Source organism: Candidatus Kosakonia sp. 282A-S69 (genome assembly GCF_029433855.1).
Lineage (GTDB): Bacteria > Pseudomonadota > Gammaproteobacteria > Enterobacterales > Enterobacteriaceae > Kosakonia > Kosakonia cowanii_A.
On record NZ_JAROAU010000003.1, the window covers coordinates 163,364 to 180,762 of the forward strand.

Below are 17,399 nucleotides of genomic sequence, written 5' to 3' on the forward strand. Positions count from 1 at the left end.
AGCGATAAAACGCGCGAATTTTAGCATTGCGGAGGGTCGATGAGCCAGGTTGAGTTAAACGGACAGTCATTCACTTTAGACAGATTCCCTGTCGGCGTGGAAGAGGCGTCGCTACAGGCGTGGGATGCAGCGGATGAATATCTCCTGCAACAGGTGGATGCGGTCGATGGCCCGGTTCTGATCTTCAACGACAGCTTCGGCGCGCTGGCCTGCGCGCTGGCGGCCCACCATCCGGTGTCGATTAATGACTCCTTTATTGCCGAGCTGGCAACGCAGCATAACCTGCGCATTAACGATCTGGATGAAGCGGCGGTCACGTTTCAGGATTGCCTCAGCCCGCTGCCGGCCGACCCGGCATTAGTGCTGATCAAAATACCAAAACAGCTGGCGCTGCTTGAGCAGCAGCTGCGCGCCCTGCGCGACGTGGTTACGCCACAAACGCGGATTATCGCCGGTGCAAAAACCCGCGATATTCATAATTCGACAATCGCGCTGTTTGAAAAGATCCTCGGCCCAACCACTACAACACTGGCATGGCGCAAAGCACGCTTGATTAACTGCACTTTTAGCGCCCCCGCGCCTGTCGAAACGCCGCTGCTGGCAAGCTGGAAGCTTGATGGCACCCCCTGGACCATCCACAACCACGCGAATGTTTTTTCCCGCAGCGGGCTGGATATCGGCGCACGCTTTTTCCTGCAATATCTACCGGAAAACGTGGAGGGCGAGATAGTGGATCTCGGCTGCGGTAATGGCGTGATTGGCATGCAGCTGCTGGCGAATAACCCGCAGGCGCAGGTGCTGTTTGTTGATGAGTCGGCAATGGCGGTCGCCTCTTCACGTCTGAATGTGGAGAGCAACCTGCCAGAGGATATGGAGCGCTGCGAGTTTATGATCAATAACGCGCTCTCTGGCATTGAGCCGGATCGCTTTACTGCGGTGCTCTGTAACCCGCCTTTCCATCAGCAGAGCGCCATCACCGATCACATCGCCTGGCAGATGTTTAACGATGCGCGCCGCTGCCTGAAATATGGCGGTGAATTACGCATTGTCGGCAATCGCCATCTCGACTATTTCCGCAAGCTCAAACGCGTGTTCGGTAACTGCGAAACCGTGGTGACCAACAATAAGTTCGTGATCCTCAAATCGGTCAAAGTGCGCAAGAAGCGCTAACCGAACGCGCCATCAGGCGCTTTGCCGGATGGCGGCTCACGCCTTATCCGGCCAACAACGTCTCAAACCCCGTAGGCCTGGCAAGCGCAGCGCCATCAGGCATTTTTTTTAAATGGTTAACGCCAGTTGGGTGCCCTGCGCTATCGCCCGGCGGGCATCCAGCTCCATCGCCACATCGCAGCCGCCAATCAAATGCACCGGTTTACCCGCTTCGCGAAGCGGTTCGGCCAGCTCGCGTCGCGGCTCCTGACCGGCGCAGATCACCACATTATCCACTGCCAGCACTTGAGGTTCGCCGCCGACCAGAATATGTAAACCCTCATCGTCAATCTTCTGGTAGCTCACAGCCGGGATCATCTTCACGCCGCGCGACAGCAGCGTGGCGCGGTGGATCCAGCCGGTGGTTTTCCCGAGTCCTTCGCCCGGCTTGCTGGCCTTGCGTTGCAGCATCACAATCTGTCGCGGGCTTTTCGGCAGTTGCGGCCCTTCCGGGCGCAGGCCGCCGACCTCATTCAGACTGGTATCAATTCCCCACTCCACGCAGAATTCAGCGATATTCTGGCTGGTCGATTCCCCCGGCTGGCTTAAATAGACTGCGGTATCAAAGCCAATGCCGCCGCAGCCGACGATCGCCACGCGCTCGCCGACCGGCGCTTTATCGCGCAGCACGTCGAGATAGTTCAGCACTTTTGGATGATCGATGCCGTCGATCAGCGGCATCCGCGGCTCGATGCCGCAGGCGAGGATCACCTCATCAAACAGCGTCAGCATGCCGGGATCGACACGTTGGTTCAGGCAGAGCGCGACGGCGGTTTTGTCGAGCATCCGGCGGTAGTAACGCAGAGTTTCGTAAAACTCCTCTTTACCGGGGATCTGTTTCGCGACGTTAAACTGCCCGCCGATCTCTGCCTGTGCATCAAACAGTGTCACACTGTGGCCGCGCGCGGCGGCGTTCACCGCAAAGGCCAGACCGGCCGGGCCTGCGCCAACCACCGCGAGGTTTTTCTTCTGCTCTGCCGGGGAGATCGGCATCAGCGTTTCGTGGCACGCACGCGGGTTGACCAGGCAGGAGGTCACTTTGCCGTAAAAGATCTGATCCAGACACGCCTGGTTACAGCCAATGCAGGTGTTAATCTCCTCTTCGCGGCCGCTCTGCGCTTTGCTTAATAGCTCTGCATCGGCGAGAAACGGCCGCGCCATCGACACCATATCCGCATCGCCGCGCGCGAGGATCGCTTCGGCTACCTGTGGATCGTTAATCCGGTTAGTGGTGATCAGCGGGACGTTTACTTTGCCTTTCAGCTTGCGCGTCACCCAGCTAAACGCTCCGCGCGGTACCGGCGTGGCGATGGTCGGGATGCGCGCTTCATGCCAGCCAATCCCTGTATTGATAAGCGTAGCACCTGCAGCTTCAACGGCCTGCGCCAGCGCAATGGTCTCATCCAGCGTGCCGCCGCCCTCCACCAGATCGAGCATCGACAGGCGATAAATCAGGATGAAGTGCTCCCCAACCCGCTCACGGATCGCCCGCACTACCTCAAGGGGAAAACGCATCCGGCGAGCATAATCACCGCCCCATTCATCTTCCCGCTGGTTGGTGCGCGCGGCGAGAAACTGGTTAATCAGATAGCCTTCAGAGCCCATCACCTCGACACCGTCGTAACCGGCCTGCTGTGCCAGGTGCGCGCAGCGGGCGAAATCCTCAATCAGGCTAAGAATTTCATCATGGCTCAGTTCATGAGGTTTGAAGCGGTTGATGGGAGCCTGAATAGCGGAGGGGGCGACCAGGTTAGGCTGAAAACTGTAGCGCCCGGTATGGAGGATCTGTAGCGCGATCTTCCCACCCTCCAGATGCACTGCTTCGGTAATGTGCCGATGGTGCGGCAGCTGGCTGACATCGTTCAGCACTGCGGCGCCCTCCATTGTCACGCCGGAGGGGGCGGGGGAGATGCCGCCCGTAACAATTAACGCCACGCCGTGACGGGCGCGCTCGGCATAGAAGGCCGCCAGCCGCTCTGCGCCGTCCGGGCGCTCCTCCAGACCGGTGTGCATCGATCCCATCAGCACACGGTTTTTAAGCTGGGTAAAACCCAGATCTAGCGGGGCGAACAGCGACGGGTAGTGGCTCATGCTCTCTTCCAATGTAAAATTATTGTTATGTGGTCGGATGAGTTCTACTGTAGCCGCCGCGACAACAGAAGGGAAAAGCGGCAGTAAATGATTGTGATGGGATTCAAAAAAGCGCAGACAGAGAAAATGCCGGATGGCGGCTGCGCCTTATCCGGCCTACGGGGGAGAGCAAATTTCAGGCCCGGTAAGCGAAGCGCCATTGGACAAAAATGCCGGATGGCGGCTGCGCCTTATCTGGTCTGCGGGGGAGAGCAAATTGCAGGCCCGGTAAGCGAAGCGCCATCGGACAAAAATACCGGATGGCGGCTGCGCCTTATCTGGTCTGCGGGGGAGAGTAAATTGCAGGCCCGATAAGCGAAGCGCCATCGGGCAGGGAGTTACACCGGCTCCACCGAAACGCGCAGCGCCGCCAGCGCCTCGCCTGCGGCGTGCAGCACCTGCTCGCACTGCTCCACGGTGAGCGTGAGCGGCGGCTCAATACGAATGGTTTTCGCATTATTGAGCGTGCCGGCCACCAGCACGCGCTGACGGAACATCTCGCTGGCAAAGTTGTAACCCGTTTCGTTATCCACAAACTCAAGCGCCATCAACATGCCGCGCCCGCGTACATCCTGTACCAGATCGGGATAGTCACGCGCCAGCGCACGGAAGCCATCCAGCAACATGTCCCCTTTCTGCTCTGCCTGCGCCGGCAGGTTCTCTTCCAGCAGCACATTGATGGTTGCCAGCGCCGCCGCGCAGGCCAGTGGATTACCGCCAAAGGTGGTGGTGTGCAGGAAGGGGTTATCAAACAGCACCGAAAAGACCTCTTCGGTAGCAATGGTCGCGCCAATTGGCATCACGCCGCCGCCAAGGGCTTTGGCTAAACACATGATGTCCGGTTGAACGTTTTCATGCTCGCAGGCGAACATCCTGCCGGTGCGCCCCATACCAGTTTGCACTTCGTCGAAAATAAGCAGCGCGCCAAACTCATCGCACAGCTTACGTACCGCAGGCAGATAACCCGGCGGAGGGAGGATCACGCCCCCTTCACCCTGAATCGGCTCAAGTATCACCGCCGCAACTTCATCCCCGGTCTTCAGCCCTTCGCTCAGCGCAGTACGCATGGCGTCGATATCGCCAAACGGCACATGGTGGAAGCCCGGCAGCAGCGGCATAAAGGGTTTACGGAAGGTCGACTTCGCCGTCGCCGAGAGCGAGCCAAGCGATTTGCCATGGAACGCGCCGCTGGTGGCGATAAAAGAGAATTTCCCACGCGGAGATTGATACGCCTTCGCCAGTTTCAGCGCCGCTTCCACGGACTCCGTGCCGCTGTTACTAAAGAAGCTGTATTTAAGTTTGCCAGGCGCAAGCGCTGCCAGCGTTTTTGCCAGCATCGCCCGTAGCGGGTCAAGAAGCTCCTGGCTATGCAGAGGTTGTTTGGCGAGTTGGTTCTGTACGGCGGAAACGACAACTGGATTACGGTGCCCCACATTGAAAATACCAAATCCACCCAGGCAATCTAAAAACTCCACTCCCTGGGTGTCGACAAGCGTATTCAGACTGCCTGCTTGCCACTCTACGGCTCCGTAATCCCCGCCGGCAGTTACAGATTTGCGATACTCTAAAAACCCCGGGTTAACATGCTCTTTAAAGTAATCCACTACCTCTCGGTTTAAAGCTTTCATCTCCTCATGATCAAGCGTTCGCTTCTCGATGAGATTCAGGGCGTGAGCGCTGCACGCTAAGGCGGATGCGCTGGAAGGTAACCTGTTCAAAATAAGCTCCAGGAGTCGCGTATCACATGATACTGATTAAAGTATTGCAGGGATTACGCCACTTCGGCGGCGGGCAGTGAAATCGGGATAAACGCCAGGTGAAATCTGAATCGTACAAGATTTAATCATGCCGACCGGCCCAAAAAGAGGTTACAACATTGTTAAAAAATGCAGGGCGAGAGAGTGAAAAGGCCTTTTGCGCCAAAAAAGAGCGTCGGATGCATGAAAATGGGGCATAACCAGTAAGGCTGACTAAGTGTTTTCAGAGTGAAACTATTAAAATCAATATCTTAACAAACCTATAAGAATCAGGGTTTTCTGCCGATTTGCGATCTAAATCAAATTTAACAACTAAAGATAAATTCATTATCGCCGAAATAACATTCGCAATACTTTTTTCACGGCAATATAACCTGCACAGGACGCAACCATGTCTTCTCCTCTTTATGTCAGCCAGCGTAACTTCCCGCTGGACGATGACGCCACGCTGATGTCCACCACTGATACGCAGAGCTACATCACTCACGCTAACGATGCGTTTATTCACGCCAGCGGTTATCACCTCAATGAGTTAAACGGCCAACCGCACAATATCGTGCGCCATCCCGACATGCCGAAAGCAGCATTTGCCGATATGTGGTTCACCCTGAAACAGGGCGAACCATGGAGCGGCATTGTGAAAAACCGCCGTAAAAATGGCGACCACTACTGGGTGCGGGCGAATGCCGTTCCGATGGTGCGTAACGGTGAGGTGACTGGCTATATGTCGATCCGCACCCGCGCGACGGAGCAGGAGATCGCGGCGGTTGAACCGCTCTACAACGCATTAAATGAAGGACGCAGCAAAAAGCGCCTGCATAAAGGGCTGGTGCTGGGGAAAGGCGCACTTGGGAAAGTGGCCACGCTTCCGCTGCGCTGGCGCGCGCGCAGCGTCATGGCGCTGCTGTGGGTGGCGCAACTGGCGGCGCTGTGGTTAACCGGCGCGCATCCCGTGTCGATGTTGGTTAGTACGCTGGTAACGCTGCTGGGCGCGCTGGCGTTTGAGTGGCAAATTGTTCGTCCGGTCGAGAATGTGGCAAAGCAGGCGCTGAGCGTGGCGACAGGCGATCGTAACAACGTCGATTTCCTCAACCGTAGCGATGAAGTGGGGCTAATCCTGCGCTCGGTCGGGCAGCTGGGGCTGATGTGCCGCTGGTTGATTAATGATGTCTCCGGGCAGGTAAGCAGCGTGCTTAACGGCAGCGAAACGCTGGCGAAGGGCAACGAAGATTTAAATGAGCGCACACGCCAGACGGTGGTAAACGTGCAGCAGACTGTGGCGACCATGGGCCAGATGGCCGCGTCGGTACAGAGCAACTCAGAAACGGCCTCTGCGGCGGATAAGCTCTCCAGCTCCGCCAGTAACGCCGCTGCTCATGGTGGTAAAGCGATGGAAACGGTGGTCAAAACCATGGATGAGATTGCCGACAGCACGCAGCGTATCGGCTCCATCACCGCGCTGATTAACGATATCGCTTTCCAGACCAATATCCTGGCGCTGAACGCCGCGGTCGAGGCGGCAAGGGCAGGGGAGCAGGGGAAAGGCTTCGCTGTGGTCGCCGGGGAAGTTCGCCACCTGGCAAGCCGCAGCGCTAACGCCGCGAATGATATCCGTAAACTGATCGATGCCAGCGCCAGCAAAGTGCAGTCCGGCTCCGATCAGGTTCACGCGGCGGGCCGCACCATGGACGATATCGTGGCTCAGGTCAAAGATGTCACCGCCTTGATTGCCCAGATTAGCCAGTCCACCTCTGAGCAGGCATCGGGGCTGGCGGATCTGACGCGTGCCGTGGCGGAACTGGATGCCATTACCCAGAAAAACGCCGGGCTGGTTGAGCAGAGTGCGGAGGTGTCGTCAATGGTGAAACAGCGTGCGGGTCGCCTACAGGATGCGGTTTCCGTTTTGCATTAATGGATATTTAATTAAAAAAACCGCCACCTCCGCTGGCGGTTTTTTTATTTCTTCTCATACATGTCCTTGTTAATAATTTTTTCTTAATTGTTAATTTTTTATTAAGTAAGGCTTCTTCAGGCTTGGGGGGAATAAATTAGTTAGCATGAAATTTAATTTCCAATTAACTCTAGTTAACTCCCGTTAATATATGATTGAAATTATAAGAAACCGAAACAAATAACGATCAATGAGGCTGTATTGATAGCTTCTGACTATCCTGAGGCCAATTAATTTAATAAAAAAACGATCAAACTCATAAAGTTAGCATTAACGTTACCGATAACGTCAGGTGGCGGCAGGCTTTCCATTCGCGCCGGGGACTTAAGCGTGCCTTCTGAATTAGGGTTCAAAGCTTTTGTCAGCAAGACATTCAAATCCACGGAGAAGATATGTTTTTACATGATGTAAAAATAGGTACGAAGTTATTTCTGGCATTCGGGTTCCTTATTGTATTGATGGTGGTGAGTTCCTGTTTCTCGCTTTTTAGCCTTAATCGTGCCAACAATGGTATGCAGGAAATTGTGCATGAGGATTATCCAACTACGGTAAAAGCAAACCAGCTAATTGATAATTTCCAGACGTTTGTCAGTACGCAACAATTAATGCTGTTAGATACGGACGGCAAATGGTCGGCTGATTCTCAAAAAGAGCTGGCGGCTATCAGTGCGCGTATTACTGCCTTGCTGGCAGATCTGTCGGAAAACCTGCGCGACGAGCAGTCACAGCAAATCCTCGCTGAAATCCGTACCGTGCGCCAGCAGTACCTCGACTCCCGTTTTCGCATCCTCGATGCGGTAAAGCGCAACGATCGCGCGGCCGCCATTCAGGAGATGATGACCAATACCATCAACGTCCAGAATGCCTATAAAGCGAAAGTGCAGGCGCTGATTGCCATTCAGGATCAGCAGATGCGCGACGCGGGTCAGCAGGTGCAGAACGACTTTGGCTCCAACCGCCTGCTCCTTATTGCACTGGCGGCGATCAGCATTGCTCTCGGCACCCTGATTGGCGTAGTGATCGCGCGGATGATCACCCGCCCGCTCGGTGAAGCAGTGGCTTTTGCTGAAGCGATTGCCGATGGCGACTTAACCCGGTCGATTGACTCGCATCACCGTGATGAAACGGGGACGCTATTGCGTGCGCTGATGGAGATGAAAAATCGTCTGGTGGAGATTGTGCATCAGGTGCAGAACGGCTCTGAAAATATCTCCAGCGCGGCGGCGCAGATTGTTGCCGGTAACCAGGATCTGGCGGCGCGCACCGAAGAGCAGGCGAGTTCCGTTGAGCAGACCGCGGCCTCCATGGAGCAGATCACCGCAACCGTGAAGAACACGGCCGATCACACCTCTGAAGCCACGACACTGTCGGCCGATGCCGCGACGGTGGTGAAAAGCAATGGCGAGATGATGATGCAGGTCACCGAGAAGATGCGGGTTATCAATGACACCTCTAATCGCATGTCCGACATCATCAACCTGATTGACGCGATTGCCTTCCAGACCAACATCCTGGCGTTGAATGCTGCGGTTGAAGCGGCGCGTGCCGGTGAGCATGGCCGTGGGTTTGCCGTGGTGGCGGGTGAAGTGCGTCAGCTGGCGCAGAAAAGTGCCTCATCGGCGAATGATATTCGCCATCTGATTGAGAACTCAGCCAGCCAGACCCGTGAAGGGATGGCGCTGGTGGAGAAAGCCAGCGCGCTGATTAACGGTATGGTGACCAACGTCGAAGAGATGGATGTGATCCTGCGTGAAATCGGCCAGGCGAGCCGCGAGCAGACCGATGGTATTTCGCAGATCAACAGCGCTATTGGCCTGATTGACTCCACGACCCAGCAGAACTCAAGCCTGGTGGAAGAGTCCGTGGCGGCGGCGGCGGCACTGAACGACCAGGCGCTGCATCTGCGTGAGCTGGTGAAAGTCTTCCGCCTGCGTGAAGCGCCAATGCCAGCTTAATCCAGCTGGGATATCTCCAGCGCCGCGCGGTCGATAATGCCAATTATCTGTTTAAGCTGCGCGGCGCTGAGTGCCTGCTGGTTAACACGCAAATCAAGCACGGCTTTAAAATTAGCCAGCGCCCGCTTCATCTGCGGATCCCTGCGCAACTGATAACCGACGTTACGTGCTTTGATCCGTTCCAGAATCTGCGCCAGTTGCTGCTGGCTCTCATCCAGCCACTGCTGACCGTGTCGCGTTATTGCAATCACCCTGCGCCCACTCTCCTCATCGCTGATGGTGATTAACTGCTGATCGCGCAACAGATCGAGAGTCGGGTAGATCACGCCGGGGCTGGGCGTGTAGTTTCCCTCGGTCAGCGTTTCGATGGCTTTGATCAGCTCATAGCCGTGGCTTGCGCTGTCGCGCAGAAGATGCAGCAGCACAATACGTAACTCCCCGTGGCCAAAAAAGCGTTGCCGACGAGCGCCGTGGCGTTCGTTATCGTGACTGTCATAAGAAGGGCGCATCTTACTCTCCGTTGTAATCTGATATATCTAATCTATATCTAAATTAGGTGTGGTAACAGGCCTGATTGATTTAATCTTTTTATCTTATTGATAAGTATATATTTAATTGACAGTTTTATCAGAGTGTGCGCCCGGTGGTAGTTATATCTTAAAAAGATCTTGCCTTCGCTAAGAACAACAATCATTATCATTTGCACAAAATTTAGATATATCTGTTTCACACTCAGTAGGGCCGATTATGACCACAACTCCTTCATGCTATCCGCAACGCGTACGCAATGAGCTACGTTTTCGCCAGTTAACCGTTTTGCGCGCTGAGCGGGCAAGCGAGGGCTTCCAGCGCATTGTGCTTGGCGGTGAGCAGCTCGATGGCTTTAGTTCACGCGGTTTCGATGACCACACCAAAGTTTTTTTCCCGCAGGCGGGCACGTCTTTTGTTCCGCCAGTGGTAACGGATGAGGGGATTGACTGGGGCGATGGGCCGCGTCCACAGTCGCGCGACTATACGCCGCTCTATGATGGCAGCCGTCATGAGCTGACGCTCGATTTTTATCTTCACGACGGTGGTGTGGCGAGCAGCTGGGCGCTTAACGCGCAGGCCGGAGATCATCTGACTATTGGCGGGCCGCGCGGTTCGCTGGTGGTGCCGGAAGGTTATGCCTGGCAACTCTATGTGTGCGATGAGTCCGGTATGCCGGCTCTCCGTCGCCGCCTGGAAGCGATAAGCCAGCTTGCGCGCCGCCCGCAGGTAACGGCGCTGGTGACGATCGACAATGCCGCTTACCAGGACTATCTCGCACACCTGGAGGGTTTTGATATTCAGTATGTGATTGGGCAACACCCGCAGAAGGTGGCAGAAAAGCTGGCGGCGCTCACTGTGCCGGATGAGGGCTATTTTATCTGGCTGACCGGAGAGGGGGAGGTAGTGAAATCGCTGAAGGCACAGTTTGAAACGGACACCATCGATCAGCAGCTCGTTCGCGCGCAGGCTTACTGGCACAAAAAATAGCTGCGGCCCGGCAGAGCGCCGGGCGCATATCAGGCAACTTCGTCGTATTCGGCTTCGCTAACCTGCTGCTCAAGGGATTCCCGGATCTCAGCCAGCGCTTTCTCCTGCTGGCGGAAGTAGGTTTCCCGATCGCCGAGGGAAGAGACCAACTGCCAGGTCTCCTCTTTCTCCAGCGTCATTAACTCTTCAATCAGCGTAGCGATATGCTGCTTCACTTCAACAATGCGCTGACGCAGACGCTGCACGTCATTCAGCCTGTCGCTGGCCATCAGCGGCTCCAGCCCTTTTTGCAGACGGCTGAGCATAGAGCGAATCGCGCTCAGATCGCCGCGCTGACGAGCCTGGTTGAGCTGCACCATCATGCTGTTAGCATCGTTTTTCATGTCGCTGTCGACCAGATCGGGGTGACAGAGTTTACTCGCCTGACGCCAGAGGCGTTTCAGCTCATGGCGCTCCTCTTCCGACATCTTCTGCTCGAAGCTGAACCGTTTTTCCGCGTCGTGCTGCTGCTCCTGATAGCTTTCATACTCCTGACGCGCTTCGTCGCGCGCCTGGCGCGTCGGCTCCTCTTCACGCGTCAGTCCGCGCTCCAGCTCCTGCGCTTCTGCAAGCAGGGAGGCGATCAGCTCGCTTTGCTGCTGGAGATGTTTACGTGCTTCCGCTGCCTGCAGGGAGTGCGGTGGCATGCTCTGCCAGCGCTGCGTGAGCGTCACCAGCACGTTCACCGCCTGGGAGAGGTATTTCTGGCAGCGCAGATAGTCGGCCTCACGGCGACGCGCTTCCGCTTCCTGGCGACGCACCGCGGCTTCAGCCAGCATTTTACGCAGGCGCAGGATCTGCGACATCAGCGGCCCCAGACGGGTTAAGTAGAGATCGTTAAATTCATCCAGCTGCTGGATGCGCGCATTGCGCTTGTCGATAAGCTCGCGAAGCTGCTCCTCCAGCGCTTTCAGCTCCAGCTTGCTGGCGGCAACCTGCGGATCCTGCCAACTGACGATCGAGCGCTGGCTCTGGAGCCACGCCGTAATGGCGCGCATTGCATCGCTGTAATTTTTCTCTTCGAGCGCGTGAACAATAAACGCTAACTCCGGGTCGGTCACTTCCGTTTTCAGCAAAGGAAGCTGGCTGAGGATGATGCTGTCATCCTCCAGTTCAATGGCGTATTTGATGATTTCAAGCCGTTTTATGGGTTTGTTCATGGCGTTTCGTCAAAGCGCTTAATGAGTCTGTTAAGGGGGAGTCGTTATTCATCAAATCTGGACCACGCAGGCGAAAGTCGCAATAGCCCGGCCTCATATTACATGGGCATATTTCAATGCGTTAGTCTTTCTATAAAAATTGCGCTTATGGCGTTCTAATTGCGCGATAAGCGGCTCAAAGTGTCGGTACAGGCGTGCCAGGGGATGCTCAGAAGGGGAAATGATCTCACAGCGGCAGGGTATCAAAAAGGTGACGTATGGAGGGCGTGCTGCAGGACGCTTTGTCGGCAATTGTTTCAAATGTTATGATTGTGAGGAAATTATGAATCCCCCGTAAGCGCTAGCGAGAGGGGCAGGAGACTCACTATCAAACTGTTAACATGCCTCTTTTTTATTTTCTCGTCTAAGGCACACGATCTGCGTGAGTTCTGGCGCATTGAGGTCATTCGCAAAGATAAATTCTCGTTTCGCCGTCTTCTTCGGGAGAAGAAAAACCGCCGCAGGAATTTTTTATTCTGGTGGCGGCTGGCCAGTGAAATGAATGAGCATGGTAACAAGCGCCAGAAGCGGGTAGCTGAATCACTCTCCAATATGATTAAGAGCAAATTCGCGGCGGATATCGATCTGGAAGCCAGAATAGGACCCGGACTGCATATACCGCACCATACCGGCGTTGTTATCACCTATAGCGCGCGAATTGGCGCTAATTTTACTATCCGGCAAAACACGACGATTGGCGTTGTTCAGGGAATGACGGATAACGATTTTATTCGCATCGGTGATAACGTCGATATCGGCGCCAATTCATGCCTGGTGGGGCCAATCACGATTGGCGATAACGTGGTGATTGGTGCCATGTCATTTGTGAATAAAGATATTCCGTCGGACACTATTTTTATTACCCGCAAGCAATCGGTAATGACCCCGCGCGGTGACGATTTTGTTCCGATGCTGCCGCGCACCGGGGAGAAGAGAAAAAACAGACCTGCGTAAGACGTTATTATCCACGACTGTTGTTGTCTGCTAGCACGGATTCAATGACAAACATCACAAAGCAAAGCAGCAGCGCCGTCATAACTGCCATGATCGTGTTTTTATGTAGGGTGTAGCTGGGGATGCTCGGGAGCACCAGTGAATGTGTAATTCTGGGGTTCGGGACCGTACTAAAGATATAGGGATCAAGGAAGATAATGAAAAAAAGCGTTATGAAAGTGGTTTATGTTCTTGTTGTTATGGTTTTCTTTTTCACTATTCCAGAAATCGTGATTCGCGTTCTGACTCCGGAACAATTTGCCCGACTCAGTGATTTCACAAGTCTCGGAGGCGTGTTTAGCCACCTTCTTTCGTTACTGATTTTTCTTGGTTTAGCATCTATTTTGCTGGGCGTGCTCACTATTGAGCTAACTAAAAAAGTGTTTAGGCTCTTAAGGCGCTCCAGGCGCTAAGCTCCTGGTCTCTTATTGTTGGATTGATCCGGGTTATATGCAGAGGCATTGCTGAAAATGAAAACAAGTCGAAAAATTGTCGTCTATGTTTTAGCTGGAATTATTTCTTTCCTCATCATTCCTGAGATTGTGTTAAGAAAGGTACCCAGTGACATCCTTCTCCGGATTAGCGATTTTACAAGTTTGGGTGGCTTGTTCAGTCCCTTCCTCTCGTCAATAATTTTTCTTGGGGTTTCGTCTATATCTATTGGGATTCTAACCGTGTATGTAGTGAGTAAAATTTACCGCGTTTTAAAGCCTGCGAAAGATAAATAAATACTCCTTGAAGCTCAGGTAGATGATGTATGCGGATGAACGCATTTGATGCCTTTTTTCGCATGCATTCTGTGATTTTTTTCATCCTGACCGGTGCAAGTACTAATAAGGATTCGGAGACCTTGTGCCACCCAATCGAACTCATACCAGACAGCATCAATTATGGATGTGAAAAGACCCGCCTTTGTGCGGTTTTTTATGCCATGACATCGCCATAGTAAAAATTGATCGCCATTACATCGCCACTTTTAAATTACTCAATAAAAAAGCCACTCTTTCGAGTGGCTTAATCATATGATTTTAAAGCTAAAATTTGGTGGCCCCTGTTGGGTTTGAACCAACGACCAAGCGATTATGAGAACCATGATCGCTTTTTAAAAAACAATAACTTACATGAAAATCAGCAACATAAGAAACAAATATGTACTTATATACACCTATATTCTTATGTTCTTGCGACACTTTTGCGACATTATAATTCGACAAGCACGCTGTGGGGGAAAAGGCGTTCGATTCTGGCTCTATCGATGCCTTTGTTCCTCTTAGCTTCAAAAATTAGGCATAGGTTTACTTCGCACAACCATAGTTTTTCACCATTAAGTAAATGCAGTAATGAACCATTAGAGTATCTGGATATCAAAATATCAGCAATTCTACTCCAAGAATCAACAGGAAGCGTCAGCCAATAAATTACAAAGTCTTCCGGTGGAATTTGAGATAATATGTCTATTGTTGAATACTTCCCCGAAATTGTTCCATCTCCAATAATTAAGGACTTAAACAGTTCCACATCTGTTTCAAGTGCAATTAAAATATCTTCAGCATACTCCGGTCGTTTTTTTATCTGACTTTCTTTTCTTGATTTTTTTAAAGTTTGTACTACTTCATCGACATACCAGCTATAAGAATCTTTGATCCAATATGTATAGTTCCGTGCACTTCTGTAAATATTATCAGAAAACGGATCATATAATAGTGGCGCGGGTGGAAGTAGCCCTTTATCTAGAAGATTTTTAATGTATTCGCACTGGAATGAGTAGATGTCATCAAAGCTCATGTTGACTTCATTAATTTCAGATAGCATGTAAGTTAAGCAGAAGCTGTGCATTAAATCTTCAATTTCTATTATTTTAAAATTTCTGAAGCTATTAAACATTTCTTCAATTGCCGGTCTTACGACATCACTATCTAAACTATCAAAATTTATTATTGTTACCCATGCAGGACGCTTAATGTTCTGAAAAAAGTACTTGGAAATATTTACGGAATCGATGATTTCTTTTTTTGGATAACTACCTGTTTCTAAAATAATTGCTAATAATTCATTTCTTATTATAGGCGTTCTGATGTCTTCTGTAGGATATTTAGATATGAATTTGATTATATTACGTGCTTTTTTTTGTTCTTCTTCGCTAGCTTTCTCAGATTTACTTTTGAATGCCAAATATTCTAAATGGCTTTTGGGGAATATCTTAAGATTATTTGCATCAAGATTTCCAAGTCTAAATTCAATGTTGACTATACAGAAGTGATTAAATAATGCTTGCATTGCTGACTGGTTTTTAATATGTATTGGCTCAAGGCATCTAATTAATCTATTGCAGTCACCAATGACAGATTTTAATATTCTTAGTGATTGACACTCAGTTTTTTTAAAGGCATCCAATATAATGGATTTAGCGAAAGAATAATTGTTTATATGATAATTTTGAGGGAAGAAATGTTTTGCTGCATCGTCAATTTGTGGTTCGACTTTTATTGTATGTCCGACAATTTTTTCTTTCGTTGTAATAAAGTTATCATGGGTTTTTTTATCATGAGCGATTATAATTACTCTACATTGATGGTGCTCAACATATTGATTTATAACGCCTAATATATCATTGTTTGGGATTGCGCAGCGTTCAAGGTCATCGAATATTATTATTTTATCTTTATCGACTGTTTGTTTAATTAATGGGCCAAGTGCATTTCCTATTAAGCTTCCTGCTCCTGAGGTTATTCCACCAATTTCAATTGAGACGTCTTTAGTTAAATCAATTATTTTTTTTGCAAAATGCTTTCCAGGATACATTTTAGCAAAAACAGTAGTGTAAACTTCTTGGGCGTTATCTATTCCAAATAAGCTCACGTGACATTGTAAGCTTGGAGGAATTGCTTTAAGAACCTGGTATGTTTTGCCAGATCCCCACTCGCCAACAACCAAAACGGCAAACCCTGGAGAATTTAAAGATTGATAATAACTCAAATAATTTTCTAAGTTAGTTTTACTCATCAATAATCCTAAAATTTTATCATTTGGCTAAGGGATTGAATTTTATTGCTTTTTCTAGATGGTTTGGAGCAAAGTGAGCGTAACGCATAGTCATTTTGATGTCTGTATGTCCTAGTATTCGCTGCAGGACAAGGATATTTCCTCCATTCATCATAAAATGGGATGCAAAAGTGTGCCTGAGAACGTGCGTCATCTGCCCAGCCGGCAATTCAATTCCTGCCCTTTCAAGGGCTGATCTAAAGGCGTAATAACATGGGGCGAAAAGTGTACCATTCTTTTTTGGTAATTCGGCTATTATTGCTGGATTAAGTGGGATGGTGCGGTTACGCTTCCCTTTGGTTTTGATAAATGTAACCTTCCCTGCGGTGAATTGACTGCGTTTTAGTTTCTCAGCCTCTCCCCACCGAGCACCAGTAGACAAACAAAGTCTCACTATCATTTCCAAATCTTTTGCAGAACTGAGTTTACATGCCTCTAAAAGTCGATCAATCTGCTCACCCGTTAAATATGCCATCTCGCTTTCTTCTGTTCTAAACTGTCGAACGTTTTCTAACGGGTTTGGCGCTTCCCATTCACCAAGCCGTTTCAATTCATTGAATACAGCGAGTAAATACGCGTGCTCTAAGTTCATGGTGCGAGGCGAAACCTGAGTGACGCGCTTAGTACGGGCAAAATGGCCATCGAGCCTTTTAGCCCGGTACGCGGTGAAAAGCTGGGCTGAGAATTCCGTAGCCAGGGGAGAACCCATGCACTGATCAGCCCAAAGCATGGTGCTTTTACGTTTCTCACCGTCACGCAAAGTTATTCCGTGGCGCTCAAACCATAGATGAACTAGATCGGAAAGGCGGCGTTTGTCTTTGCCTTGTCCAAGCCAGGGCGTGTCCTCAACTTTTTGAAGAGTGTAGTTTTCAAATGCTAACGCCTCGCCTTTGGTTGCAAACTTCTTTCGTACTCTTTTGCCTTGCTTGCCATCACTACGGTTGACCGCATAAAAGTCAGCAATCCATTGGCCATCGCTGAGTTTTCTTATGGTCATATTATTTAATCGTCAGGACAACGCGGCCGATGATAGTAATGTCATCAATGCCACAATCAAAAGCCATACCCACACCGCTAACACGAACCTTCTTGATGGGAATACGAGTCAGAGTGCGAACGCTTGTTTTCCCCTCAATTTCAACAAGCCACTGATCGTCATAAACCTCAGTGAAGGAGGTATCAACTATAAACTGGTTGTTACCTTCAAGTACGCAGATTGGGGATTTAGGTAAGGGAATACCTGGTAGGAATGAAACCTTATCAAGCATGTACATCCCTGAATCGTAAAGCAGACCATCAACTATTTTTCGACGAGGCATTTTCATGATGTCGAGTTCTTCATCGTCGAATTTCCTACCTTGGCCAGTAGCAAGCCACTCTAACGACGCGCCAGTTTCAGCTACACACCGAACAACCATGTCAGCGGGAAAACCACCACGTTTGTAGCGGCCAGCCAGACTACTTGATGCCATATCAAAATGGTCGGCAAGCATCAGCTTAGACGTAAATCCATAAGCATTAATTACTCTGTCGAGCACTTCACTGCTATGGCTGATTTGTCCGTAAGAGAATTTGCCCATAATTTAGCCAGCAATTCGTAAAATGC

13 protein-coding genes are annotated in these 17,399 nt (G+C 50.9%); 6 read left to right on the top strand and 7 right to left on the bottom strand.

Features of this window, described 5'->3' with window-relative positions; genetic code table 11:
* Positions 1–39: 39 nt before the first annotated feature.
* Positions 40–1,170 (top strand): 23S rRNA (guanine(1835)-N(2))-methyltransferase RlmG, encoded by a 1,131-nt coding sequence (gene rlmG, locus PU683_RS06560; protein WP_277170733.1) that lies wholly within the window; start codon positions 40–42, stop codon positions 1,168–1,170.
* 108 nt (positions 1,171–1,278) lie between these two features.
* Here rlmG and PU683_RS06565 read toward each other — a convergent pair whose 3' ends face one another.
* Complete coding sequence (locus PU683_RS06565; RefSeq protein WP_277170734.1) at positions 1,279–3,300, bottom strand: oxidoreductase; 2,022 nt, start codon at positions 3,298–3,300, stop codon at positions 1,279–1,281.
* A 377-nt stretch (positions 3,301–3,677) separates the two neighbouring features.
* The gene (gene ygjG / locus PU683_RS06570) at positions 3,678–5,057 is read right to left on the bottom strand and encodes a putrescine aminotransferase (protein ID WP_277170735.1); all 1,380 of its coding nucleotides are present in this window, start codon (positions 5,055–5,057) and stop codon (positions 3,678–3,680) included.
* Positions 5,058–5,487: 430 nt separating this feature from the next.
* On the opposite strand from ygjG, the gene PU683_RS06575 reads away from it, so the two are divergent.
* Both PU683_RS06575 and PU683_RS06580 read left to right on the top strand, forming a co-directional pair.
* Positions 5,488–7,008 (top strand): methyl-accepting chemotaxis protein, encoded by a 1,521-nt coding sequence (locus PU683_RS06575; RefSeq protein ID WP_277170736.1) that lies wholly within the window; start codon positions 5,488–5,490, stop codon positions 7,006–7,008.
* A 431-nt stretch (positions 7,009–7,439) separates the two neighbouring features.
* Entirely contained in the window at positions 7,440–9,002 is a 1,563-nt protein-coding gene (locus PU683_RS06580) for a methyl-accepting chemotaxis protein (protein ID WP_277170737.1), read from the top strand.
* Here PU683_RS06580 and PU683_RS06585 read toward each other — a convergent pair.
* The gene (locus tag PU683_RS06585) at positions 8,999–9,511 is read right to left on the bottom strand and encodes a PadR family transcriptional regulator (protein ID WP_277170738.1); all 513 of its coding nucleotides are present in this window, start codon (positions 9,509–9,511) and stop codon (positions 8,999–9,001) included. The two genes, PU683_RS06580 and PU683_RS06585, sit on opposite strands and share 4 nt — an antisense overlap.
* 238 nt (positions 9,512–9,749) lie before the next feature.
* On the opposite strand from PU683_RS06585, the gene PU683_RS06590 reads away from it, so the two are divergent.
* Positions 9,750–10,520 carry a siderophore-interacting protein gene (locus PU683_RS06590; protein WP_277170739.1) on the top strand — a complete coding sequence of 257 codons (771 nt, stop codon included), beginning with the start codon at positions 9,750–9,752 and terminating at the stop codon, positions 10,518–10,520.
* 29 nt (positions 10,521–10,549) lie between these two features.
* Here PU683_RS06590 and PU683_RS06595 read toward each other — a convergent pair whose 3' ends face one another.
* On the bottom strand, positions 10,550–11,719 hold the full coding sequence (locus tag PU683_RS06595; protein WP_277170740.1) for a coiled-coil domain-containing protein: 1,170 nt from the start codon (positions 11,717–11,719) through the stop codon (positions 10,550–10,552).
* A 537-nt stretch (positions 11,720–12,256) separates the two neighbouring features.
* On the opposite strand from PU683_RS06595, the gene PU683_RS06600 reads away from it, so the two are divergent.
* Complete coding sequence (locus tag PU683_RS06600; RefSeq protein WP_277170741.1) at positions 12,257–12,712, top strand: serine acetyltransferase; 456 nt, start codon at positions 12,257–12,259, stop codon at positions 12,710–12,712.
* A gap of 197 nt (positions 12,713–12,909) precedes the next feature.
* On the top strand, positions 12,910–13,164 hold the full coding sequence (locus PU683_RS06605; RefSeq protein WP_277170742.1) for a hypothetical protein: 255 nt from the start codon (positions 12,910–12,912) through the stop codon (positions 13,162–13,164).
* A gap of 787 nt (positions 13,165–13,951) precedes the next feature.
* Here the strand turns inward: PU683_RS06605 and PU683_RS06610 are convergent.
* From PU683_RS06610 to PU683_RS06620, 3 genes are read right to left on the bottom strand one after another with little or no spacing between them, the layout of a single operon-like run.
* The gene (locus tag PU683_RS06610) at positions 13,952–15,754 is read right to left on the bottom strand and encodes a P-loop NTPase fold protein (protein ID WP_277170743.1); all 1,803 of its coding nucleotides are present in this window, start codon (positions 15,752–15,754) and stop codon (positions 13,952–13,954) included.
* Positions 15,755–15,773: 19 nt separating this feature from the next.
* The gene (locus PU683_RS06615) at positions 15,774–16,790 is read right to left on the bottom strand and encodes a phage integrase (RefSeq protein ID WP_277170744.1); all 1,017 of its coding nucleotides are present in this window, start codon (positions 16,788–16,790) and stop codon (positions 15,774–15,776) included.
* A gap of 1 nt (position 16,791) precedes the next feature.
* A complete protein-coding gene (locus tag PU683_RS06620) occupies positions 16,792–17,373 on the bottom strand; it encodes a phage repressor protein CI (RefSeq protein WP_277170745.1) in 582 nt (193 codons plus the stop codon).
* Positions 17,374–17,399 lie beyond the last annotated feature (26 nt).